Below are 6,882 nucleotides of genomic sequence, written 5' to 3' on the forward strand. Positions count from 1 at the left end.
TGAAGAAAATCCTTTACCAGAAGTCACAACCAAAAAGCGTGGTCGAAAGAAAAAGACCAAGGTACTAAATCTAATTGACAGACTTGTGAATTACAAGGCATCAGTCTGCTTATTTATAAAGAATCTCTGTGTTCCGTTTGATAATAACCTTGCGGAACGTGATTTGCGCATGATTAAGGTTAAAACCAAGGTCTCAGGATGTTTTCGCAGTGAGGAAGGCGCACAGGAATATCTTACAATCATGAGCTATATTGGGACTGCTCATAAGCATGGAATAAATGCTTTTACAGCAATCAGAGAAGCCCTTTTAGGGAATTCCGATATCATCTTTAACTAATGGAGTTCTGAACAGTTACGATATTGCAAAAAAATCTAAAGAGTTGGGGTTGGATGCTCAGGAGATTGCATTACTATTCCAAGCACCTGAGGGTTCATCAAAATTAGAAGAATTAATATCTGAAAAGCAGAGAGAACAAAATTTGATTAAACAGATAATTTCAACTTTTAGAAAAGAACAGGAAATGTTACAAAGCATTTCTCCAAGAGATATGTTCTTACTATTGAGAATGACAGATAATTCTCCTTCAATGGAAGAAATATTACAGGTGTTCGCACTTTTATCAAAAGATGAGATTAATGTTTTGAAGATATACAAAAAGGCACCAGCAGAAGAAAACACAACATATACTATGAAGAACGTTAAATCAACGATAAATAGATTAAAAATGATAGCAAATGCTATAGAAGAGGGATTAGAATAATCTGGAGAATGAGGAGGTAATACCTGTTGTTGAAGTGAGTAGAGTAAGCGTTAACGAGGCGATTACAGGTTGGGGAAATAACCCATTTGTAACACTGTAATAAAAATATTATTCATCTGCCACGGCAGGATATTCGGGGCATGACGAAATCCTTGTAATTCCAACGTTTTCTGTACTTCAAGCTCGATTTCACCAACGATTTACCAATAAAGCGAATATAAGTGAGCGCTGCTTCTTGAGCGAATTGAAGAAAAGAATACATGATGAAAAAAATGGTCTTGATTATGTGCTGGTTGGGGACGGATCCACAAGCACTATTTGGACGAAAACAAGCCCGCCATGTACCAAAGTATGTATTGCCCTGTACATTCTGGACGCTGCTTGCAGACCTTGATGAACAGGCATCAGAACGATATGAGTGTATTGTACGGCAGATGAAAGTGAGTATTCCGGGGCCACCCCGGACAGGCGGCTCCGCCGCAACGTAATATTCATGAAAGCTACTGAAGGTGAGGTAGAGGAGATGAAAACTAGCCAACAACTTATTTGGGTGCAACGAATGAATAGCATTCGTAATCAGGTGGGAGAAATTTTTCTTGTGGAAATTATATATAGTTAATATATATGTAATACAGATATGACCTCGTTGGGTATTTTACCTGATGAGGTTTTTACTTTGTGATAAATATTGAAAATAAAAAGCAAATAAATATCGCGTTATGAATAATAATACGAGTTGTAGCATATAGTAATTGAAAAGATATGCAAAAAACTATTGCGTATTATAAAAAGAGGTGGTATAGTATGTATACGAACAAAGAGAAAGGGTGTGTCATTATGAAAATACAGGCCGTAGTAATAGATGGATTTAAGAATTTATCAAATGTGAAAATTACGTTTGATAATATAACAGCACTTGTTGCACTTAATAATTTTGGAAAATCAAACGTACTTTCTGGTATTGATTTTGGATTAGCGTTTATTAAAGCATCAGATGAAGACAAGAAAGAAATGATGGCTAATACGAATCTTATTCCGATTAATCAGTGCATGCAGGGAAGAAATTATAAGTTTGAGGTTGAGGTCTTAACAGAAGATGCAGGGCAGGAGTATCGTGTACAGTACGGATATGAGTTTGCTTGGCAGTGCGATGAGGACGAGGTTCCTGAAATAATACAGGAGTATTTGAAAATAAAGTTAGATGAAAAGGGACAGAAATATACACAGCTTATTAATAGAACCAAAGACTCTGCATTATATAAGAGCTCTGAGACTGGAAGATGTTCTTCAAAAATTAAGGTTGAGTCATCTGAATTGGTTGTAAATAAATTAAGAGCTTATGATGAACTCTATTTTGCAACTGTTGTTAAGAAGTTGAATAGCATGAAAATGTACATGGAAAATAATTTAGATGCAAAAAGTTTTTATCAGCCAGACCCTATTATTCGCAAGGGCTTTGAAAATGAGATGATTAATGCTGATAATCTTCCAAGAATTATTTTCAATTTGAAGAAACAGAATCCAGATAAGTTTGAGTTACTAAAGAATGTGTATTTTCAGCTTTTCCCTGATATTGAAGATGTAATTGTGAAAGATTTTAAAATTAATGCAGGTGAAAGGGACCAATTCCCTGATGATGCCCCGTTTATATTTACTAATTCTTTACATGTTCTTTTTGTTAAAGATAAAAATTTGGCAAATCCTGTGAATTTTTCGATGATGTCAGATGGAGCAAAGAGAGTATTTATGATATTGACGAAAATAATTGTTTCTAGTGTTAGTAACATTTCGTTGATTGCTATTGAAGAGCCTGAGAACTCCGTACATCCTGGTTTGTTTCAGGCTTATATACAGATTATCAGCCAATTACTAGATGATTGTAAAGTGATTATTACTAGTCATTCTCCATATATTATTAGCTATTTAGAACCTTCATGGATACATGTAGGTATGAATAGACAGCCTGGTGTTGCAGAGTTTTTTGCATTTAAGAAATCAGGTCAGAAGCAATTAGAGAATGATGCTGCTGGATTTAATATGAGTATGGGAGATTATCTGTTTTCGATGCTTGCTGATTCAGATAGCAATATAGGTGACTATTTGGAGGGTGATGCCGATGAATAAATGCCTTGTTCTTTTTGTAGAGGGCGATACTGAGGTTGAATTCTATAAACAAGTGGTTGCAAACGCCAGAAAAATAAATCCTATGGGGCGATTCGACACTAACATTGAATATAGAAATGTCAAAGGTGTAGGCGGATTCAAAAATATTGCTCTTAGAAAATTTGTAAAAGAAATAAAACCTAAATATCTAGATGATTGCGAATTTACAATCGTATTATGCAGTGATACAGATGTTTTTGAATTTGCATCTAAGCCACCAATAAAGTGGAATGACGTAAAGAATGAGCTTGAAAATAATGGTGCATCGAAGATTATTCATGTACAGGCGAAGAGGTCAATTGAAGATTGGTTTTTAAACGATATAGAAGGAATTCTGAAATTCCTAAGACTGAATAAGAAGACAAAGGTATCTGGAAAAAACGGATATGATAAACTTCAACGATTATACAAACAAGCCAATAAAGTTTATTTTAAAGGGATACAGAGCGATGGTATGATTGCACGTTTGAATATCGAAAAGATAGCAGGTGCTGTTAAAGACCAGTTGAATCCTTTATATAAGGCTCTTGGTAGTGATAAAAACTAAATATTTATGTTATGTAGGAGCTTGCTCTTTACATAGAAATAGCCAGAGATAAACTCTGACTGATTCCCTTGCCCAAGAAGATCTTTGGACGTTATTATTCTCGCAAACTAATAATACCAAAGAAAACCTTCTTCTGCAAGGAGATTTTGCAAAGGAGGTAGTGTGATATGGCAGTACATCATGGCGGTAAAGTCGGCAGTGCAGCTAAGAAATTAGCCAGTAATTCGACCAGCAAGAGCACAAAGAGCAAGGCTGGAAGGACATTGGCTAATCACAAAGCAACGCAGCACTGAATAGAAAGCTATTAATCACAGACCTGAGCATGTCTTAAAACGGCTCTACTATTTTATAAATTTAATGGTATTTATTAGGGAGGAAACGATATGAAATCATATTGTATTAAAGGAAAAAGAATTAGAAAAGTTAATATTCCAAATGAGTTTGATATCAGTAAAATTCAAATAGGAATTCCAGTATTGTTGTAGCCAACTTATTTTAACGCAATCTTGCTCTGCTTGAATGTCAGGGACTTGATCATTATAATGTCATTATCATTATAGAAAGAAAGTCCCAGAGAACACTCTCCTGCAAGATTGCTGTCCTCTGAGACTTTGGTATAACCATGGTCAGTATATCAGATTTTGAGTTAACTCTCAATGAGGACACGAATATTTTTTGTTAAGAGCAAGGAGACAAGTTATTGCCCCTACTGTGGGAACATTCTTCACCACCGTGATTGGAAAAGTCGCATCCGTATAAAGGAAGGTGGAGAAAAAAGCTTCATTCAAATAGAACGAATGAAATGTGACCATTGTGATTGCCTGCATACAGCATTGCCTGATATCCTTACACCCAACAAACACTATGAGACAGAAGTGATCTCTGGTGTCCTGGATGACGTTATTACTGCAGATGATCTGGATTCAGAAAACTATCCATGTAAGAAAACAATGGACCGCTGGCATCACTGGTTTATGGTAAACATCCTTTATATCAATGGAAAACTCAAAGCCGAGGGATACAGTAGATTTGGATTCTCAGAAGCACTGCTATTATCGGAAGTTTCCCTGCTCGATGAATTACGATTGATCCGTTCGGACTGGTTAGAAAACATCATGCGTTTCATATATAACTTAGGTGGATTTTTGGTTCCATCCTGAGTAGTTATTTTTGCACCTACTTTGTTTTTACTGTCAAAGTGATGTGGTGTATTCTTCCATATATAAAGAAGGAAAATCCTTCGTATATCATAGGAGGAATGAACATGCAGTCAAAAGAGGTACAAAGCTGGCAGGATCAGACAGCACTCACCCGATATGGGCTAATAGCTCCACTTCTGGATGAAACGCTGGATACTGCAGCAAAAACAAAACTCCGTGGAGAAATCAGTGAAAGAACAGGTGTCTCCACACGAACCATCTATCGGTACGAAAAGCAGTTTGCGTCCAATGGGTTTCAGGGATTAAAGCCCCAATCAAAACAACACAATTATTCCAAACAGTTGCCGGAGAACTTTCCGGAGCTGTTAGCGCAGGCCATCCAGTTAAAAAAAGAGGTTCCCAAGCGTTCCGTAGCAAAGATTATCTGGATACTGGAGCTGGAGGGGCGCGTTGCCCCAGGTGTGCTCAAACGTTCCACAATGGAACGTCATCTGTACAAAGCCGGTTTCGGTGTACGTCAGATGCAGATGTACAATGATGCAAGGGAAAGCTCCTCCAAGCGTTTCTGCAAGCCACATCGGATGATGCTGGTGCAGGGCGATATTAAGTATGGATGCAAGCTCCCAATCGGTAAGAACGGAGCCATGGTACAGACCTATCTATCCTCTGCTATTGATGACCATTCCAGAATGATACTGGCATCTGAGTTCTACGAGAATCAGGAAGAGCTGATTGTGGAAGATACTTTCCGCAAGGTAATCCTGCTTCATGGAAAATTTGATGCCTGCTATTTCGACAATGGAAGCCAGTATGTTGCAAAACAGCTAAAGCTGTCCCTTGGAAAACTGGGGATTCCTATCCGATATGCACGTCCAAGAAGTGGAAAATCCAAGGGAAAGGTGGAAAAATTCCATCAGGTAGTGGATTCTTTTCTCCGTGAAGTAAAGCTTCAAAAGGTGCAGACGCTGGATGAGCTCAACCGTTACTGGAAGATATATTTGGAAGAAGCTTACCAGAATTACCCGAATGATGGCATCGCTGAGTATTACAGAAGCCTGAATAGCAGTGTCCCCGAGGAGGGGATTACTCCGGTTCAGGAATGGAACCGTGATACACGCAGCCTGACCTATCTGGATACTTCCGTAGTTACCGAGGCATTTTTGCATCATGAATATCGTAACGTCGATAAGGGTGCCTGCATCAGCTTCCGCGGCAAAAGATATGAAACAAAACCATCACTGATTGGATACAAGGTTGAAATTTCCTATGATCCGAAATCACCGGAGCTAATTACTGTCCACCATAAGGGCATTGTCCCATTTACTGCCAGTCCTGTAAAAATCGGTGCATTCTGTGATAAAAATCCAACACTTCCTGTATCCATGCAGACACAGGTTTCGGAAGAATCCCGTTTTTTAAATGCTCTGGAGAAAAAGCATGAGCAGACAAAGAAACAGGTGGCAAATGCCATCTCCTTTACCGGATATGGAAAGGGGGATGACGCCAATGTATGAAACATTTTTCGAAATGGAGCATACTCCTTTTTCAAGGGATGTTCCATCGGAACAGCTGTATGAGTCTCCCTATGTTGCAGATTCCTTGGGTCGGCTCGCCTATGCAGCTGACCATCAGCTCTTTGCAGTTGTGACATCGGACGCTGGCTGCGGAAAATCCACCCTGATCCGTAAGTTTACCGGAATGCTGCCAAAGGATGAATATATCTTTTTGTATATCTCGGATTCTAAACTAACTCCAAGATGGCTGTATAAAGGACTTCTCGATCAGCTGGGCATTGAATCCAGGTTCTATCGTGGCGATGCAAAGAGACAGCTCCAAAAAGAAGTGGAAATCATCCGCGGTGTACAGAAGAAAAAAGTAGTTATCATTTTGGATGAAGCACACCTTCTGGAAAAGGAAACCATTGAAGATTATTCCTTGGATTAGATTATTTTAGGAGATTTACAAACTGTGCTTATTTACCGGTTTTTGCGAGGAAACTCCTCGAATAATCAATTTGCAAGAACCACACTCTTACTTGTATCATTTAAGGAAACTTAATGACAAGGAGGTATGCTTATGCAACAAGTAGCCCAGCCAATGCTCTGTGAATTAAAAGACCAGCTATTCCTGCAGCTTGACGCAAACCAGTACTCTGAATTTTACAAATATTATTTTAGAATTAGGTTCGTCGCACTGGAGAAGTTCATGTCCCAAAACGGGTTAACTGACTACTCAGACGAGGTCGGTAAAT

The 6,882-nt window shown here is 38.4% G+C and carries 10 protein-coding genes; all 10 read left to right on the plus strand.

The genetic code is table 11. The annotated features are described in order from the left end of the window. On the plus strand, positions 1-337 hold a 337-nt coding region (locus BUB85_RS20300; RefSeq protein WP_143160815.1), incomplete at its 5' end, for an IS66 family transposase. Positions 338-386: 49 nt separating this feature from the next. After that, on the plus strand, positions 387-761 hold the full coding sequence (locus tag BUB85_RS20305; RefSeq protein WP_073113293.1) for a hypothetical protein: 375 nt from the start codon (positions 387-389) through the stop codon (positions 759-761). A gap of 260 nt (positions 762-1,021) precedes the next feature. Then, positions 1,022-1,249 (plus strand): hypothetical protein, encoded by a 228-nt coding sequence (locus tag BUB85_RS22720; RefSeq protein WP_073113294.1) that lies wholly within the window; start codon positions 1,022-1,024, stop codon positions 1,247-1,249. 35 nt (positions 1,250-1,284) lie between these two features. Beyond that, positions 1,285-1,380 carry a TnpV protein gene (locus BUB85_RS22725; protein WP_242945510.1) on the plus strand — a complete coding sequence of 32 codons (96 nt, stop codon included), beginning with the start codon at positions 1,285-1,287 and terminating at the stop codon, positions 1,378-1,380. A 185-nt stretch (positions 1,381-1,565) separates the two neighbouring features. Then, the gene (locus tag BUB85_RS20320; protein WP_073113295.1) at positions 1,566-2,885 is read left to right on the plus strand and encodes an AAA family ATPase; all 1,320 of its coding nucleotides are present in this window, start codon (positions 1,566-1,568) and stop codon (positions 2,883-2,885) included. After that, on the plus strand, positions 2,878-3,471 hold the full coding sequence (locus tag BUB85_RS20325) for a hypothetical protein (RefSeq protein WP_073113296.1): 594 nt from the start codon (positions 2,878-2,880) through the stop codon (positions 3,469-3,471). Before BUB85_RS20320 ends, BUB85_RS20325 begins: the two co-directional genes overlap by 8 nt. A gap of 167 nt (positions 3,472-3,638) precedes the next feature. Further along, positions 3,639-3,764, plus strand: a complete 126-nt coding sequence (locus BUB85_RS22265) for a hypothetical protein (RefSeq protein WP_278319621.1) — start codon at positions 3,639-3,641, stop codon at positions 3,762-3,764. A 363-nt stretch (positions 3,765-4,127) separates the two neighbouring features. Beyond that, a complete protein-coding gene (locus BUB85_RS20330; RefSeq protein WP_143160816.1) occupies positions 4,128-4,631 on the plus strand; it encodes a DUF6431 domain-containing protein in 504 nt (167 codons plus the stop codon). Between the two features lie 104 nt (positions 4,632-4,735). After that, positions 4,736-6,145: a DDE-type integrase/transposase/recombinase gene (locus BUB85_RS20335; protein WP_073113298.1), complete on the plus strand. Its 1,410-nt coding sequence runs from the start codon at positions 4,736-4,738 to the stop codon at positions 6,143-6,145. Further along, on the plus strand, positions 6,138-6,575 hold the full coding sequence (locus BUB85_RS20340) for an ExeA family protein (RefSeq protein WP_084534166.1): 438 nt from the start codon (positions 6,138-6,140) through the stop codon (positions 6,573-6,575). Before BUB85_RS20335 ends, BUB85_RS20340 begins: the two co-directional genes overlap by 8 nt. Positions 6,576-6,882 lie beyond the last annotated feature (307 nt).

The organism is Hespellia stercorisuis DSM 15480, assembly GCF_900142165.1.
GTDB lineage: Bacteria > Bacillota > Clostridia > Lachnospirales > Lachnospiraceae > Hespellia > Hespellia stercorisuis.

Bases quoted from the DNA above. Each gene is read 5' to 3' on its own strand.
- BUB85_RS22720 (WP_073113294.1), top strand. From the start codon at position 1,022: ATGATGAAAAAAATGGTCTTGATTATGTGCTGGTTGGGGACGGATCCA.
- BUB85_RS22725 (WP_242945510.1), top strand. From the start codon at position 1,285: ATGAAAACTAGCCAACAACTTATTTGGGTGCAACGAATGAATAGCATT.
- BUB85_RS20320 (WP_073113295.1), top strand. From the start codon at position 1,566: ATGTATACGAACAAAGAGAAAGGGTGTGTCATTATGAAAATACAGGCC.
- BUB85_RS20325 (WP_073113296.1), top strand. From the start codon at position 2,878: ATGAATAAATGCCTTGTTCTTTTTGTAGAGGGCGATACTGAGGTTGAA.
- BUB85_RS22265 (WP_278319621.1), top strand. From the start codon at position 3,639: ATGGCAGTACATCATGGCGGTAAAGTCGGCAGTGCAGCTAAGAAATTA.
- BUB85_RS20330 (WP_143160816.1), top strand. From the start codon at position 4,128: ATGAGGACACGAATATTTTTTGTTAAGAGCAAGGAGACAAGTTATTGC.
- BUB85_RS20335 (WP_073113298.1), top strand. From the start codon at position 4,736: ATGCAGTCAAAAGAGGTACAAAGCTGGCAGGATCAGACAGCACTCACC.
- BUB85_RS20340 (WP_084534166.1), top strand. From the start codon at position 6,138: ATGTATGAAACATTTTTCGAAATGGAGCATACTCCTTTTTCAAGGGAT.